18 protein-coding genes are annotated in these 15889 nt (G+C 31.9%); 7 read left to right on the plus strand and 11 right to left on the minus strand.

The genetic code is table 11. The features are described from left to right. Positions 1 to 4: 4 nt before the first annotated feature. The gene (gene folK / locus QI155_RS07240; RefSeq protein ID WP_281321352.1) at positions 5 to 457 is read right to left on the minus strand and encodes a 2-amino-4-hydroxy-6-hydroxymethyldihydropteridine diphosphokinase; all 453 of its coding nucleotides are present in this window, start codon (positions 455 to 457) and stop codon (positions 5 to 7) included. 59 nt (positions 458 to 516) lie between these two features. On the opposite strand from folK, the gene QI155_RS07245 reads away from it, so the two are divergent. Next, positions 517 to 939: an OsmC family protein gene (locus QI155_RS07245; protein ID WP_281321353.1), complete on the plus strand. Its 423-nt coding sequence runs from the start codon at positions 517 to 519 to the stop codon at positions 937 to 939. 6 nt (positions 940 to 945) lie between these two features. Here the strand turns inward: QI155_RS07245 and lpxC are convergent, their stop codons facing one another. Beyond that, the gene (lpxC, locus tag QI155_RS07250; RefSeq protein WP_068861299.1) at positions 946 to 1824 is read right to left on the minus strand and encodes a UDP-3-O-acyl-N-acetylglucosamine deacetylase; all 879 of its coding nucleotides are present in this window, start codon (positions 1822 to 1824) and stop codon (positions 946 to 948) included. Between the two features lie 201 nt (positions 1825 to 2025). On the opposite strand from lpxC, the gene QI155_RS07255 reads away from it, so the two are divergent. From QI155_RS07255 to QI155_RS07265, 3 genes are read left to right on the plus strand one after another with little or no spacing between them, the layout of a single operon-like run. After that, positions 2026 to 2391 (plus strand): hypothetical protein, encoded by a 366-nt coding sequence (locus QI155_RS07255; RefSeq protein ID WP_281321354.1) that lies wholly within the window; start codon positions 2026 to 2028, stop codon positions 2389 to 2391. Further along, positions 2391 to 3548 carry an FtsX-like permease family protein gene (locus QI155_RS07260; RefSeq protein ID WP_068861301.1) on the plus strand — a complete coding sequence of 386 codons (1158 nt, stop codon included), beginning with the start codon at positions 2391 to 2393 and terminating at the stop codon, positions 3546 to 3548. Before QI155_RS07255 ends, QI155_RS07260 begins: the two co-directional genes overlap by 1 nt. Beyond that, complete coding sequence (locus QI155_RS07265; RefSeq protein WP_281321355.1) at positions 3545 to 4201, plus strand: ABC transporter ATP-binding protein; 657 nt, start codon at positions 3545 to 3547, stop codon at positions 4199 to 4201. The genes QI155_RS07260 and QI155_RS07265 overlap by 4 nt, the downstream gene beginning before the upstream one ends. On the opposite strand, the gene QI155_RS07270 is transcribed toward QI155_RS07265, so the two are convergent. The 4 genes from QI155_RS07270 to QI155_RS07285 form a co-directional block, all read right to left on the minus strand. Further along, on the minus strand, positions 4195 to 4953 hold the full coding sequence (locus QI155_RS07270; protein WP_281321356.1) for an acyl-CoA dehydratase activase: 759 nt from the start codon (positions 4951 to 4953) through the stop codon (positions 4195 to 4197). The two genes, QI155_RS07265 and QI155_RS07270, sit on opposite strands and share 7 nt — an antisense overlap. After that, positions 4950 to 6218 (minus strand): double-cubane-cluster-containing anaerobic reductase, encoded by a 1269-nt coding sequence (locus tag QI155_RS07275; RefSeq protein WP_281321357.1) that lies wholly within the window; start codon positions 6216 to 6218, stop codon positions 4950 to 4952. The genes QI155_RS07270 and QI155_RS07275 overlap by 4 nt, the downstream gene beginning before the upstream one ends. A gap of 125 nt (positions 6219 to 6343) precedes the next feature. Then, complete coding sequence (locus tag QI155_RS07280; protein WP_281321358.1) at positions 6344 to 7699, minus strand: TldD/PmbA family protein; 1356 nt, start codon at positions 7697 to 7699, stop codon at positions 6344 to 6346. A gap of 889 nt (positions 7700 to 8588) precedes the next feature. Further along, positions 8589 to 8759, minus strand: a complete 171-nt coding sequence (locus tag QI155_RS07285) for a nucleotidyltransferase domain-containing protein (RefSeq protein WP_143600813.1) — start codon at positions 8757 to 8759, stop codon at positions 8589 to 8591. A 226-nt stretch (positions 8760 to 8985) separates the two neighbouring features. Here QI155_RS07285 and QI155_RS07290 point away from each other — a divergent pair, with 226 nt between their 5' ends. The 3 genes from QI155_RS07290 (at position 8986) to QI155_RS07300 (ending at position 12531) form a co-directional block, all read left to right on the plus strand. Further along, entirely contained in the window at positions 8986 to 9138 is a 153-nt protein-coding gene (locus QI155_RS07290) for a hypothetical protein (protein WP_281321359.1), read from the plus strand. An 81-nt stretch (positions 9139 to 9219) separates the two neighbouring features. Beyond that, positions 9220 to 10467 carry an ATP-binding protein gene (locus QI155_RS07295; protein ID WP_281321360.1) on the plus strand — a complete coding sequence of 416 codons (1248 nt, stop codon included), beginning with the start codon at positions 9220 to 9222 and terminating at the stop codon, positions 10465 to 10467. A gap of 51 nt (positions 10468 to 10518) precedes the next feature. Beyond that, positions 10519 to 12531 carry a phospholipase D family protein gene (locus QI155_RS07300; RefSeq protein ID WP_068861307.1) on the plus strand — a complete coding sequence of 671 codons (2013 nt, stop codon included), beginning with the start codon at positions 10519 to 10521 and terminating at the stop codon, positions 12529 to 12531. Positions 12532 to 12671: 140 nt separating this feature from the next. Here the strand turns inward: QI155_RS07300 and QI155_RS07305 are convergent, their stop codons facing one another. From QI155_RS07305 to QI155_RS07325, 5 genes are all read right to left on the minus strand, one after another. Further along, a complete protein-coding gene (locus QI155_RS07305) occupies positions 12672 to 13241 on the minus strand; it encodes a hypothetical protein (protein WP_143600815.1) in 570 nt (189 codons plus the stop codon). A 3-nt stretch (positions 13242 to 13244) separates the two neighbouring features. Further along, entirely contained in the window at positions 13245 to 13691 is a 447-nt protein-coding gene (locus tag QI155_RS07310) for a universal stress protein (RefSeq protein ID WP_068861309.1), read from the minus strand. 81 nt (positions 13692 to 13772) lie between these two features. Next, the gene (locus tag QI155_RS07315; RefSeq protein ID WP_068861310.1) at positions 13773 to 15092 is read right to left on the minus strand and encodes a putative sulfate exporter family transporter; all 1320 of its coding nucleotides are present in this window, start codon (positions 15090 to 15092) and stop codon (positions 13773 to 13775) included. A gap of 18 nt (positions 15093 to 15110) precedes the next feature. Beyond that, positions 15111 to 15284 carry a hypothetical protein gene (locus tag QI155_RS07320; protein ID WP_159426693.1) on the minus strand — a complete coding sequence of 58 codons (174 nt, stop codon included), beginning with the start codon at positions 15282 to 15284 and terminating at the stop codon, positions 15111 to 15113. A 47-nt stretch (positions 15285 to 15331) separates the two neighbouring features. Then, positions 15332 to 15754: a universal stress protein gene (locus QI155_RS07325; RefSeq protein ID WP_068861311.1), complete on the minus strand. Its 423-nt coding sequence runs from the start codon at positions 15752 to 15754 to the stop codon at positions 15332 to 15334. Positions 15755 to 15889 lie beyond the last annotated feature (135 nt).

Below are 15889 nucleotides of genomic sequence, written 5' to 3' on the forward strand. Positions count from 1 at the left end.
GTTATTAAAGCTTTTCGAGTAATTTTTGAACCGTTAATCCTATTTCAGGATGAACAAAATCAGGTGCGATTTCACTCAAGGGTTTCAATACAAAATATCTTTCATGCATGAGAGGATGTGGAATAATGAGTTCTTTACTCTTTAAAATAAGGTCATTATAGAAAATTATATCAATATCAATAATTCTCGGACCGTATTTAATAGTATCTGTTCTTCCTAAATTTTTTTCTATTTTTTTAATACATTTTAGTAATTCCAAAGGTTCAAGTGTTGTATAGACCTCTAATGCCATATTTAAAAAATCTTCTTGCTCTGTAAATCCCCATGGAGAGGTGTTGTATATTGAGGAGATTTTTGAAATAACTAAACCATAATTTTTTAATTCCTCAATTGCTTTTTTTAAATTTTCCTCTCTATTTCCTATGTTTGAGCCAATGGACAAATAAACTCTATTCATATCAATAATTTTAATGGTAAAATTAAAAAAATAACAAATCTTAGAAGTGGGAGGGGAAAATGATAAATGCAAAAGTTAAATGGGTTCAAAATATGCAGTTTGTAGGACAGTCAGGAACGAATCACGCAATAGTCATGGATGCTCATCCAGATTATGGTGGAGAAAATACAGGAATGAGACCAATGGAATTATTATTAGTAGGTCTTGGTGGATGCAGTGGAATGGATATAGTATCTATCCTTAAAAAGAAAAAACAAGATATAAGGGGATTAGAGATAAATGTAAAAGGACAGCAACCAGATAGTTATCCAAAAAGATTCACAGAAATTGAAATAGAATTTATTGTAAAAGGGAAAAATCTTTCAGAAGAAGCAGTAAAAAGAGCTGTTGAACTTTCAATGAATAAGTACTGTTCGGTTAAAGCAACTCTTGAGCATTCGGCAAAGATAATTTATTCTTATAAAATTGAAAATATTGAATAGTTTTTACTAAACAGTTTGAGCGGACAGTTGAAAGTTAAAATAAGGTTCTTCCTCTAATTCATAACATCCAGATTCTATAAGATGTTTTAAAAAATTTATATGTGCGGTATGTCCGCCCTTTTCAATAATGAAATGCCCTTTTATGGGATAACCCAATAGAGATAAATCTCCAATTGCATCAAGAATTTTATGCCTGACAAATTCATCTCTAAATCTGAGTTTTCCTCCTACAACTCCTTTTTCATCAAGAACAAGGGCATTTTCAAGGGAACCACCACGAGCAAAGCCATTTTGAAGAAGATACTGTATATCCTTTAAAAATCCAAAAGTTCTTGCAGGTGCTATATCGCTAAGAAAATTCTGCTCATTTATTTCAATTGATAGAGATTGTTCTAAAATTAAAGGATGTTCATAGAAAATTTTATAGGTTATTTTAAAACCTTTGTATGGTTTCGCAATTATTTTTGACCGAGTCTCTTCATAAAAAATAGGCTTTGTTATTTTTAATGATGGAATTGTTTTCCCCTGCTTTGCAATTCCTGTTTTCAATATAGTCTTTGCAAAATCAATTGCACTTCCGTCCATAACAGGAATTTCTGAACCATCTATTTCAATAATTAGATTAGTAATTCCAAAAACATAAAGAGTGGCAAGAAGATGTTCAACTGTTCTAATTTTTACTCCGTCAATTCCTATAGTTGTTGCTAAGGAAGTATCAATAACAAAGGGAAGTTTTGCTTTTATAGGCAAACCTCTATCAGTTCTGTAAAAAACAATACCTGTATCCCTTTTTGCAGGAATAAGTCTTATATTGATCTTTTTGCCTGTGTGTATTCCTACACCAGAAACTGAGATTTCAGATTTTATGGTTTTCTGAAAAGGCATCAAAAAATATTATACAAAAAGGATGCCAAATCAAAATTGTTGATTTTTAGAATTTCAAATATATTGATTGTGGTAAAAATTATACATTAATGGAAAAAAATCAAAAATATGGATGAAGATATTTTTTCTTGATTTAAAGAAATAATGTATGTTAGATTGAACTAAATAAAATAATGAAAATTTTTTAAAAAAGGAAGAATCATGAATAAAAAGTTTCTGTGTTTTTTAACAAGCTTGATTGTATTTATAATTTTAGTTGGGTGTAAAACAGAAAAATACGGGTCTCCTATTAATAAAAATGTACCAACAATTAAAATAAAAGAAATAATGCTAAATAAATCATCTATAGGACAAACAGTAAATCTTGAAGGCATTATAATAACTCAATGTCAAAGTAAGGGCTGTTGGTTTTTTTTGAAAGATGATACGGGACAGATTTTTATTAATCTTGCACCTGCTAATATTTCTATCCCCCCTAAAACAGGTAAAAAGGCTATTGTTACAGGTGAAGTAGCCTTCGAAAATGGTAATTTTTTTATTATAGCTCGGGGATTAGAAATTAGATAATGATCTTTCTTAAGTTAGCCTTTAAAAATCTTTTAAGGCATAAAATAAGAAGTTTTTTAACAGTTTTAGGGATATCTGCTTCTATATCAGTACTTTTCTCAATCATATCTTTCAATAAAGGTTTTGAAAGTAGTCTTCAAAAGGAATTATACAGAACAGGTATACATTTTATGATAGTTCCCTCAGGATGTCCCCATGAGGTAGCTTCATTAGTTCTTCATGGTGCAGTTACACCTAATTTTCTAAATATTGAGGTATTTCAAAAAATAAAGGAATTTGATGAAATAGAATTTATTGCTCCAATACTTATAACTCAAATACCGAACATTGAAAAAGAAAAGATTGATCTCGTGTATGGAATAGAGATGTCAAATATAAAACAAATCAAACCTCAATGGAAAATTGATGGAACAATACCATTTTCAGATGATTCCATTTTATTAGGTTATGATGTAGCTGAACACTATTCAATAAAAAAGGGAGATATATTAACATATGAAAACAAAAGGTTTACTGTCTCTGGAATAGTTCAGAAGACATCAAGTCAAGATGATGCCTTTGTATATATGCCTTTAAAAGCACTACAGGATATCATAAAAAAACCAAATGGTGCTACAGCAATAGGAGTAAAAGTAAAAGATGTAGATAAATTAAATACAGTAATAGAGGAAATTTCTCTAAAAATTCCAGGAATCCAGATAGTTACAATGAGTCAGGTTGTAAATAGTCTTGCTAATCTCGCAGGTTCTGCAAAGATTTTGAGTCTTTCAATTGCCTTGGTAGCAATATTAATTAGTGCTATAGGGGTAATGAATTCTATCTTGATGGCAATTTTTGAACGAACAGAAGAAATAGGTTTGATGCGTGCAATCGGTGCATCTAAGTTTGATATCTTTAGAATAATAATAAAAGAGACAGTACTTTTAACTTTAACGGGAGGCTTAATAGGGCTTATAATGTCTCTTGTTGGAGCAAATATCATAGAGGGCTTTGTTAGAAATTTCATGCCTTACATTCCTTCTGGAAAAATGATTCAATTTGATCCATTCCTTGCTTTAATATGCTTATTTTTTTCAATCTTTTTAGGAATATTTGCAGGAATTTTTCCTGCATGGAGAGCCACTAAGATAAATCCGATAAAGGCAATAAGGGGATGATAGAGCTTAAAAATATCGTAAAAACATATAAAAGAGGAGCTGAGATAGTTTATGCTCTAAAAGATATAAACTTAAAAATTGAGAAGGGAGATTTCATCGCAATTACAGGACCATCAGGTTCGGGGAAAACAACTCTTTTACACATAATAGGATGTCTTGATAAACCATCAAGTGGCGTTATGAAATTTAATGATAAAGATATCGGAAAAATGTCTGAAGCAGATTTAGTAAAAATAAGAAGAGAAAAAATTGGTTTTATTTTTCAACATTTTTATCTATTACCAGGGCTTAACGTACTGGAAAATATTACCCTTCCTTTAATATTTGGAAGAAAAACAAGAAGCAAAGAGGAAATTATTTCTCTTATCGAAAGCGTAGGATTAAAAGACAGGATCTATCATAGGATAAATCAGTTAAGTGGTGGAGAAATGCAGAGGGTTGCTATTGCACGGGCAATAGTTAGTAATCCTGAGATTCTTCTTGCTGATGAACCTACAGGGAATCTGGATACTGAAAACAGTGAAAAGATATTTGAATTATTGAGGTTACTTAACAAAAAGGGTCTTAGTGTAGTTATGGTAACTCATAATACAGAACTTGCTAAGAGGACTAATAAAGTAATAACCCTAAGGGATGGTAAAATATTTTATTGAAATTTTATAATTTTATCACCGTAAATTGCTGCCCCAAATGCTCCTGCAAAAGGAGATAATGGATTGGTTATTAACTTTTTACCTATTTCTCGTTCAATCAAATTTTGAAGCAATGAATTTGATGAGCACCCGCCAGCAAAAACAACATTTCCATCAATAGATATCTTCTTTAACATAGCTATTACCTTTTTTGTTATTGCCTTATGTATTGCAAGAGCAATATTTTCCCTTGGAATTCCTTTTGCTATCATAGAAATTACTTCTGATTCAGCAAATACCGTACACATACTGCTGATACTTATTGGATTAGTGAGATCAACTTTTACCTCTCCAAATTCTTCAAGGGAGTAACCCAATACCTGAGCCATTATTTCAAGAAATCTTCCAGTTCCTGCTGCACATTTATCATTCATTTCAAACTTTTTTACATTTCCTTCTTCGTCAATGTTAATAACCTTTGTATCCTGCCCTCCAATGTCTATTATGGTTTTACAATCGGGGAATAAAGTTTTACAACCTATCGCAAATGCTTTTATTTCAGTAATTGTTGGAATATCTCCATTAAAAGCAAAAAGATGTCTTCCATATCCAGTTGCTACAATTTTTTCAGTTTTAATTTCATTAATAATTTCCTCACATTTTTTTAATGGTTCATAGGATGTTTCTGTTTTCTTTAATTTTAAAATCTTCCCATTTTCGAGCCATAAAGCTTTAATAAATCTTGAACCAATATCAATTCCTAATGAAATCATTTTAAAGTTTCTATAAAAGCCTCAACCCTTGTTTTAATTTGACCAAAATCTTCCATGCTATAATCGGTTTCAATCCTCATATAGGGGAAATCAATTAGTTTTTCAATTTTAAATGCTTCCATCAAATAGGGAGTGCAGAATTGAAGGGAATAATGAATTACTCCATCTGCTTTTAATGTTTTCTTTAATTCTACAATATTGTCTAATCTTTCTTGATTAGGTGTAAAACATGCACAATCAATTGTTAAATAACGAGAGGCAATTTTTTCGATTCCTTCTTCAATTGTTGAAAAATTTTCATCTGTTAGTTCTCTGTAGTTTCTACTACCAACACATGACTCTTCACCAACAACTACAGCTCCGCTGTTTTCAATAATTGAGTGGAGTTTCCAGTTTGGGATTGCAAAAGGACTTCCTGCAATTAGAATTCTTGTTGTTCCCTTAGGAAAAACTCCTTTACCTCTCTTTACTCTCTCTTCTAATTCATCACATAATTCATTCACCTTTTGAGTAAATCTTATAGGGTCATCATAAAAGGAAATCTGATTAACTAACAGGGCATCAAGACCAGAAATTGGAACAGGATCAATGGCTCTTAATTGACTAAGTCTTTGTAAAGCCTTTCTTTTTTTATTTACGATATCCACAGCTTTTTTTAGGTTATCTAAAGTGATTTTTTTACCAGTTAAATCTTCAAGTTTTGTTTTGAATTTTTCAACTTCATTTAGCCATAGGATTCTATCAGATTCGTTTTTCATGTTTGGAATTTCCATTATATACATCTTTCTTGTTATATCATTAAAAATCTCATAGGCTTTCTTTTTACCATCACAGGTAGTCTCACCTACAATTAAATCTGTCATTTCAACATAAGGACATAAGCCAGCTAATTTGAAACCCATAAAAGCTTTTATAAGGGCACAGGTATTTCTTGGAACATACTTTTCTGCTTCTTCAAATCCTATTTCAGCACCAGCACATAATCCAACAAAAACACCATCAACAGCAATAATAAGCTCTTCAGGAACATATACGCAAAAGGTTCCAATAACTTTTCTTTTATTCTTCTTTGCCTCATAAAGCTCCTCAATCCTTAAACCATGAACTTCTGAAATTACAAAATCAAAATATTTCATTCCCTCTGGTCTATTTTTTTGAGATAGATAAATATTTTTGTATGCATCAGAAAGGACAGTTAATAATCCATCATGTTTTTCAAGATTAATTCCCAAATTTTCCCATAATTGAGTGTAATTTTTTGACATGATTTTCCTCCTGAATGTTTTTTGAAATTATAGAATAAAAAAGATAGAGAATTCCAATAGTTTATATTGATGAAAGTTTAGAAATTTATTGGAAAATTCTATAAATTTTCATATTTTATTTATTTTTATTCTACTTCGCCACCAACAACAATTTCTGGTATTCTTAATGTTGGCATTCCATCTGTTACTGGAACTCCCTGAGAATTTTTTCCGCAGGTTCCAATTGAAAATCCTAAATCATTTCCAACCATATCAATGTTTTTTAAAATTTCCTGTCCTGTTCCAATCAATAATGCACCTCTTACAGGTTCTCCAATTGCACCTTTTTCAATAATATATCCTTCTTGAACTTCAAATACAAATTCTCCTGTAACGGTGTTTACTTGTCCTCCGCCCATTTTTTTTACAAAAAGTCCTTTTTCAACAGAGCGAATTATATCCTCAGGTGAATGATTACCAGGTGCAATATATGTGTTACTCATTCTTGGAATAGGATAATGCTCATATGACTGTCTTCTTCCATTTCCTGTAGAAGATTTTCCCTCTTTCATCGCTGTATATTTATCATAAAGATAATTAACAAGAACTCCCTTTTCAACTAAAACTGTTCTTTGTGATGGAGTTCCTTCATCATCAAAAACATAGGAACCACGCATATTTGGAAGGGTAGGGTCATCAATTACAGTAATAAATTCAGATGCGAATCTTTTACCGAGTTTATCACTGTATACTGATAACCCTTCTTGAACTAAGTCTGCTTCAAGACCATGTCCAACTGCTTCATGGATCATCGTTCCACCAGCTTCAGAAGAAATCACAACAGGCATTCTTCCACCCTTTATTCTCCTTGCTTTAAGCATCATTAAAGCTCTCTTTGTTGCTTTAAGGGAGAGTTCTTCTGGTGAAATCTCTTCGAATATTTCAACTCCCTTTAATCCACCTATAACTTCATAGCCTGTCTGGATAATCCCATTTTCATAGGCTACCACATGGATTAAAAATAGTGTATGAATTCTCTCTTCCTCGGTTAAGGCACCTTCTGAATTAGCTATTATAATTTTTTGAAATGAATCCCCATATAGAACTTTAACTTGTTTAATATTTGGACTTTCCTTCCATGATACATCATTTGCTCTTTTTAAAAAATTTATTTTTTCTGAGATAGCCAATTCATTGGGATTTGTTTTTATTGGGAAATTTATTGATGGATTGATTTTTTTTAGATTAATTATATTTTTTGATTTCATGTTTTTTAAAGATGAAATCAATTCTTCAATTCCTTTTTTTGTTAAATCATTTGTATAGGCATAAAAAGTTTTTTCATCTTTAATTACTCTTACACCTAACCCCTTATCAAATACTGAAGAGCATTTTTGAACCTTATTTTCTTCCATCTGAAGCTGATTTGTTATTTTTTCCTCAAAGAAAACATCAATATAATCCCCCTTTAACTTGCTCAATATATCAATGAAAAAATCCATCTCTGCCTCCACAAAGAATTTTTTTATTTTAGCATAGACTCTGGTTAATTGATAATCAATTACTTGCAAAAATGCCTGAAATTTAAGAGAAAGAGAAAATTTAGAAGAATTCTATTTTTTGAACTCATCCCATCGCTCTATGCATTTGATCACATAGGATTTTTGCCTCAGGCGATATTGCCATGGGGATAAAAGCCGTTATCCCTTTAGCGATATAATACAAGAGGATTTTTAAAAGAGATGGACTTGTTAAAATCTTTTAGTGACAGAGAATTAATTGAGGACTGGGTAATGGATTGTGAGCCTCCTGCCTTTGACTTAAGATGGTATGCTACATTACCAGCTTTACTATAATAAAGGCAATCTATTTATGAAAGAGGCCTTGAAGACATAATGGAAGTAAAATAGGCGGATATTTCTTTGATTAAATGTGTGCTACAATATGGAGCATATCCTCCTGACTCGGATGACCCTGAAAAATACTTTTCTTACTAGTAGTGGTATCTTGATAAGATTGCAGATAAACCTACCTTCCAGAGCTCCTATCTAAGCATCTAAGGGAGATTTATTTAAAGGCATTTTAAACTTAGAGAAAATACCTAAGCCTTTCGTTAAATATTTTTTTAAGCCTCTTTCTTGTCATTTTTTATATCGTTTGCTGAAATAGTTAAATGCGAAAGGGCTACAGACATTAAAGTTATTTATTGAATCAGAAAGGGTCTTTCTACTCTTTTCTGTCCTCAAGTCCGATAGAGTTATCTTCTCTTCTACAATAAGTTCCACCATAAAATACTACTACACCTTCCTTTTTGATAGTGTTATAGGCTTCTTCTTTCTGAAATATATCAAGTGGTTTTATGACAGAAGAGAAGGGGATATTCGTCTTCGATTACCTCAAAATCCCTTTTTTCACGATTATGAGCACATCGAAGCCAGACTCACCATTGAAATCACCTCTTACCCTTGAGCCAAAGGCAATGACAGCTAGAAGATTTTCACCAAGTGCTCCTTTTAATCTCTCCGTTGCTCTCTTAATGGCTTCTTTTTCGATGGTGAACATATTGCATTCTTGAAATAATTCTAACACATTTTAGATGGTAAGTTTTTTGATTAGCGGGATTCCATTTTAAATACTCTTTAACTGTCTTTAAAATTTTCTGCCATATCTTTTTTCGTCAATTTCAAAAAATGGTTTTGCTGGAATCTGCATCTTTCTTTTGCCGAAAATACACTAAAGCCAGTACCGGGGTAATGGAGACTTTCGCCTTAAAGGATGAAATCTGTTTTTGAGATATTTTAAAAACAGGCAAATTGTTAAAAACAAACCAATGAAAATAAGAAATGGAATACTTAATATGAGTCCTATAAACACAGGCACTGGAGCAATTAATATTATGATTATCCATTTTAAAAAGTTCATAATTAAGGATAACATTTAAGATAATTTTTCTCAACTATATCAAGAAAATTAAATTCCATCTATTGACAATGTCGTAAATTTTGCTGTAAATTTTAAGATGATGAGCGAAAAAAAGCTGTATTATCGCTTTCTCTCAAATATCCTTCTTGATAAAAACTCAGGAAAGAGGATTATTTTAATCACAGGTGCTAGACAGACTGGTAAAACAACTCTTGCAAAAATAAAGTATTCAGGACTTAGATATATAAATCTTGATCTTATGGAAAACAGGGAAATATTAAGGGAGATTTCAGCTTTAAACTGGCATAGAGATATTGGAGAAGCTGTTATTGATGAAGCACAAAAAGAGGCATCGATATTTGAAAAGATTAAATATGCCTATGATGAGGATAAAATTTCTTTTCAAGTACTGCTTGGGTCAAGTCAGATAATGTTGCTCAAGAAAATAAGAGAATCTCTTGCAGGAAGAATATGGATTTATGAACTCTGGCCTCTTATGATGTGTGAAATGGCTGAAAGTATGACATATCCTCTTCTTGATTCGGTAATAAAGTCAACAAAGCTGGATAAAGTTTTAGAGTCAATATCTTCAGTTTTATTTGAACAGGAGGCATTAAAATTAAGAAGTATTGAGGATCATATTCTTAAATGGGGAGGCATGCCTGCTTTAATTCATATTGAAAGAGATGAAGAGAAAAAAAAGTGGCTTAAGGATTATCAATATACCTATCTTGAAAGAGACCTTTCAGACCTTGCAAGGCTTGAATATCTTGAGCCTTTCAGAAAATTTCAAAAGTTGGTTGCCCTCAGGTCAGGTAGTATTCTCAACTATTCAGACCTTGCAAGAGATAGCGGAATTAGTGTTGATACTGCGAAAAGATATTTTGAATATCTCAGGATAAGTTATCAGACTATTTTTATTCAGCCTTACTACAGAAACATAACAAGTTCAGTTATCAAGACTCCAAAGATTTATATTTCTGATATAGGACTTCTCAGGTCACTTACAGGAATATACGAAGCTGTAACAGGTGAAATATACGAAACAATGGTTGTAACAGAGGTTTATAAATGGGTTAATACAATGCAGATTCCATGTTCAATTTTTTACTACAGAACCCGTTCAGGACTTGAAGTGGACCTTTTGATAGAGACAGAAAAGGGCTTGATAGCCTTTGAAATAAAAGGAAGGCAGGAGGTTGACTCTGTAGACATAAGGTCAATGAAGGCTTTGGCAGAAAAGCTTGGTAATCAATGGATTGGTGGAATAGTTATATATAAAGGAAATCAGATAAAACGCCTTTCAGATAGCATATGGGCAGTGCCTTCATGGAGACTCTTTGTATGAGGTAAATTCAATTTAACTGTAAAGCGGGGATTTATAATGCTATAATAATTTATGGATTTATTTACAAAAAGAGTTTCCTATCTGCACATTCTTCATAATGACAAACCATTTAAAGCAGAGCCTTTATCACTTTTTGACGCTGAAAATAAAAATTTCACTGAGCTAAAAATTGTAACCTATGTTTCTTCTCCTGATTTTTTCTTTGATAAAGTGAAAAAGTTTAAGAAAGTAATAGCTATTCTTGGAGAAGAGGAATCTGCAAGAGAGTTTTATCAACTTGACCCTGTTTTTGAGGAAAGGATTATCCATTCCGCAGAATCAGATCCTGAAGTCCTTGAAGCCATTGCAAATGGTAGAATTGAGTTAAGATACATGAAAGCAGGTGAGCGAATACATTCAAAAATTTACATTTTATCAGATAATCAGGAAAATTCAAGGGTAATGGTAGGTTCTGCAAATTTTACCAGCTCTGCTTTTAGTAACAAAGGACAGTTTGAAGAATTAATCGTTTATGATAGTTTCTATAATCCTTCATTCTGTGAGGCTTACATTAAGAGATTTAATGAAATATATGAAAATTCAATGGATTTTTTGAGCGAAAAAACAAAGAAAAAGCTTCAAAGCCTTATCTTAAGGGCTGAAAATATACTGATTTTTACTCCCGATGACAGAGCAGACAACATCGTTGAAAAAGTTCACAGACAGATTCAAAGTGGTGGAGATGCTTCAAGTCTGGTTGTTGAGGTTATGGATGAAAAGGAGAGAGCTGAAAAAAGAATAATGGAGATTGAAAGAATTGAAAAAATCATTGAAAATGTTACAAAAAAAACAAAAGATGGCTATTCCTTTGAACCAAAACAAAAATTGATATCTCTCAAAGAAAAGCTTAAAGAGATTGTGTCCTTTTCTCACAGAAAAACACAGGAGTTTATTGACAAAAGAAACTTTCTTTATTTAAATCCAGCTAATTGGGAGTTTTACATAAAAGAAAATGATCAAGCAGTCTCTTATGATGCTAATTTAACAGAGGAAAAGCTGAAAGAAAATCTTATAAAGCTTGTTAACTTTGTTAATTCTTACTGGGAGTTTGCAGTTTATAAAGACAGAGAGGTTCTTAAGAGAGTTTTTGAGGCAATACTCTTTGCCTTTACCTCTCCTTTTATCTATCTTATAAGAAAATCAGTAAAGAAAAACAAAGGTGATGAGAAACTTGCAGAGATACCAATAGTTTTAATTCTTGGTGGACTTGCAAACACTGGGAAAACAAAGCTTCTTTTATTTATTAACAAACTTCTCGGGAATAACTTTGAAGTATTCAACTACAAAGACATATATACAAAAACACAGCGAATTCTCTATGACCTCTTCTATACTAACAATATTTTTCCAATTCTGGTTGATGAGATATATGACAACTTCTTCAGAGGAGAAGGTGAAAGACTTATAAAGACTCTCACAAATACAATTACTGAACCACATCCATGTCTGATTGGAACATCTAATGTGGGATTTAGTGCGGAAAGTCAGGTAATAAGACGTATTTACTATTTACATTTTGGTTCACCCTTTTCTGAAGACAAAAAAATAAAAGAAAGAGCTGAGAGATATTTTGAAGAAAATGTGGGAATTATTGATGACAGCCTTTTTAGATATTTCCTATCAGAGTTTGCAAGAAGAATGACTGAAGAGGAGTTTTTCAAAATTGAAGATCCTCTTTCTCTGTCAAGGAAAATATTTATTGATATGTTTTTCCTTGCTGGGATTGATATCCCTGATTTCATAAGCCACAGCCCCTGCGGAGACTACTATAAAATAGGAAGTCAGGAGTGGCAGGCTTTTTATCTAACAAGAAAAAAAGAGTTTAAAGAGATGAAGGATGCAGGAGAAAGATATCTTGTAATTGACCTTAAAAGCATTTATGAGCCAAGGGATGCGGAACAGCTTAAAAATAAACTCCCTCCAAGCGTTGTAAAGTCATCGGGCACTCCTCTGATTCTTCATAAGGACAGATTTCTCCAGTTTATAGGTCAGAAGGAAGGATTTTTGAAAAAATTTTTTGGATAAAGAAACCTCTTTTATACTTTATTGCTTATTTTTGTTGTTACAAGGAGTTCAGTATAAAAACTTATAGGATTTACAAATCATAGGTTTTTGAAATTTCTATCGGCAATTTTAAGATCCTATTTAGTTAGAATTGTAAGATTTTATTTAAATATCTTCCATGAAATTAAAATGAAAATTAAAAATATTAAGGATGCAATTTCAGCAACAACAATAAAAAAAACGATTCTTCTGCCTGCTGGAGTTAATCTAAGCCAAATTTTATCAATAATCTTTAACCATATTTTACTAAATATCGATTTCCTTTGGGTGATCTGAATATAATTGGCTATACTCTTAATCCACAAATGAATATTTCTCTTTTCTGATGTAGAAATTTCTTCATTGCATGTTTCTTCATAGGCAATATGAGTTTTTTGGTCTGTTATTTCTGTCATTTTAAGTGAAATAATACGAGATATTTCTCCATCAAGTTTTATTATTATCTGTTGAGGATTAAAATCAATAATGCTACCAGAATAATTAATTTCTCTTTCTGATATATCGTATCTTACTTTTAGCGTAAAATTTGAAGTAGGGTCATTTTTAATTTTTCTTTCAAAAAAAAGTACACTCCATTGTGGATTAAGACGAAAGACTTTTTCTAAATCAGTAAAAAGTTTATATATAAAATCTCTTCCAACTGGCAATATTAACTCAAAGGAATAATTCATATTTTACCTAACAAAAAACATAGGAATTGGTGATGATTTAAAAATTTTCTCTGGTAAATTAAATGATTCAAATTTCATCTTCCATCCTTTAAGCAATTTAGCTCCCATAATTATCAAATCATAACTATTTTCTTTAATCTCTTTTAATATTTCCTCTGCAGGATCTCCATATCTCATCTTGCTTATTGTATTTATCTGTCTTTCTTGAGCCAACCTTTGAAAATTATCTAAAGCAATCTTTCCCTCTGTCTGAATAGCCCTGTCAAGGTGGGCTCTACATTCATTTCTATTTATTGCATATATCTCATTGGTAAATTTTTTTAAAAAAGGATTAACAACGAATAAACACACAATAGTACTTTCAAATTTTTCAGCCAAACAAATCGCATATTGCTCTGCTTTTTTTGAATGTTCTTCGCCATCTGTACATAAAAGAATTTTTCTTATCATCTCTTTTAAATATTAGTTTTGAAATTAATACAGGGAATGCTCAAAGAGCATCCCCTGTATTTTAACATTAAAAGCAGTTTTTTATCCCTTTATTCTAAATATTTCTGTACCAAGTAGCATTACAACTATTGCAGCAAGTATAGCTTTTGCTGTTGCAGTGGTGAATCCTATTCCAAAGGCAGCGCCACCAGCTTTCTTTAAATCCTGAAAAGCTATGTTTAAACCGACACCAGCAAATCCAATAGCCATGAAAATTCTCACAAGATCCCTATAAAGGATGCTTTTCTGAGTATCTGTAAATACGCCCAACTCATTAAGTGTGACCATTATAAAGAAACCGATAATGAATATAGGGAATTTTTCTTTTATAACCTGCCAAGCACTGAATTTCTGAACCTCTCCTGTTTCTGCTTTAGCTGGTCTTATTACATAATAATAAATTGCCCACATAACAACTATTGGAATAAAACCAATTCTAACTACATTAACAACATTTGCAGTGAGAAGAGCTTCATGACCATACCATGTTGCAGCTGCCACTAATTGAGCAGTATTAAGTATCGCAGTTCCAACCCAAGCACCAAATACTGGTTCACTCATACCTAATAGTCTACCAATATAAGGGAATGTGAAAAGAGCAAGGGTACCAAAAAGAAGTATTGTTCCGATAGCATAGAAGAAATCTCTTGGTTTCGCATTAACAACAGGAGCAACTGCTACAGCCGCTGAAACTCCACAAACACCAACTCCTGCTCCCATTAATCCCATTAAGCCATCATCAGCTCTAACCTTTTTACCCCATATTGAGATTACAATTTGTGTTCCAAGAACAAAGACTATAACCAAAACAAGTCCAATTGCACCAACTCTTAAAACGTCAGACCACATATAATGGGCACCGAGTATTATAATTCCTGGTTTAATTATAGGGCGTGCTGCTAAGGTGCCATCTTGTAGTATTTTTGGTAGCCCGATTGTATTTCTAATTAACATTCCACCTAAAAGTAGGAAGGCAACATAAGTGAACTGAAACTGATTCATTCTCTCGCTAAAGGTAAACTTAAATGGAATTTCTTTGGTTTGAACAAGTTTATCATAGTCATCTTTCTTAAGAATAAAAGGTTTTGAAGGTTTTTTCTTCTCTAATCCTTGCTCATATTTTTTTAATCTTTCTTGGTATTCATTCTGTCTTTTTTGAACATACTCTTCATAGGTTAGCAATTCACCTTTTTCTTTATAGGCTTTTAAAATTCGTTTAGCCTCTGTATTGCCTTTCCCTAATTCACCGATCACGTAAAAATCCCACTGTAAGCCTATCCAGGCAAAAATTAAACAAATAATAAACCCAGGTAATATTTTAGGCCATTGCTTTACATTTAGTAGATCTACACCAACTCCCATATCTAATCCTCCAAGATTTTAATATTTGAAAAATAAAGAACTATAAAATTGTGTACCGATTATACCTAAAACAACCAAGATAACTGTTATTGTAGCTATAATGAGAACTGCGTAATCTTCCCTTCTTTCAGCGTTAAAGGTTTCCTTAGCCTTTTCTTCAAATTGCATTTTTTCATTTCTTTCTTCAGCCATATTTAACCTCCTTTAAAAGCATTTTTAAATATTCCTTTCTGAGACCATTATGCCTTAATTACAGTAACAGGACAAGAAGCACCCTCTAAAACTTTCTTTGCAACACTCCCCATTAGAAATTTTTTTAGTCCTCTTCTTCCATGGGAGGCAATAATAATTTCATCTACCTTTTCTTTTTCTGCAAAATCAATTATGGTTTCTGCTGGTGCACCAACTTCAACAACACCTCTTGCATTAATCCCCTCTTTCTTAATTTTTTCCAATGTGGAAGCAATAATGTTTTTTGACTCCTTCATTACCAATTCTCTAATTGTCTGACAATCCATCTGATCAAGACCTACTGGGCAAAAATCTTCTGCAACATTTAGAATAATCAATTCCGCCTCCTCTTTTTTAATCATCTCGATAGCCTTATTGATTGCCTTTTCGGCATTTGCAGAGCCGTCTGTTGGTACAAGTATTTTTTTCACTTTTTCACCCCCTTTCTAAATTTTTTTAATTTAAAATGCAAATCTAATACCATTTGCTATAACCTTTAAAAATCAAATGGATTTTAAACTATTTTTTTAAAAATGTTTCCTTATCGAAACATTTAATATTTTTTG

The organism is Thermodesulfovibrio sp. 1176 (genome assembly GCF_029946585.1).
GTDB lineage: Bacteria > Nitrospirota > Thermodesulfovibrionia > Thermodesulfovibrionales > Thermodesulfovibrionaceae > Thermodesulfovibrio.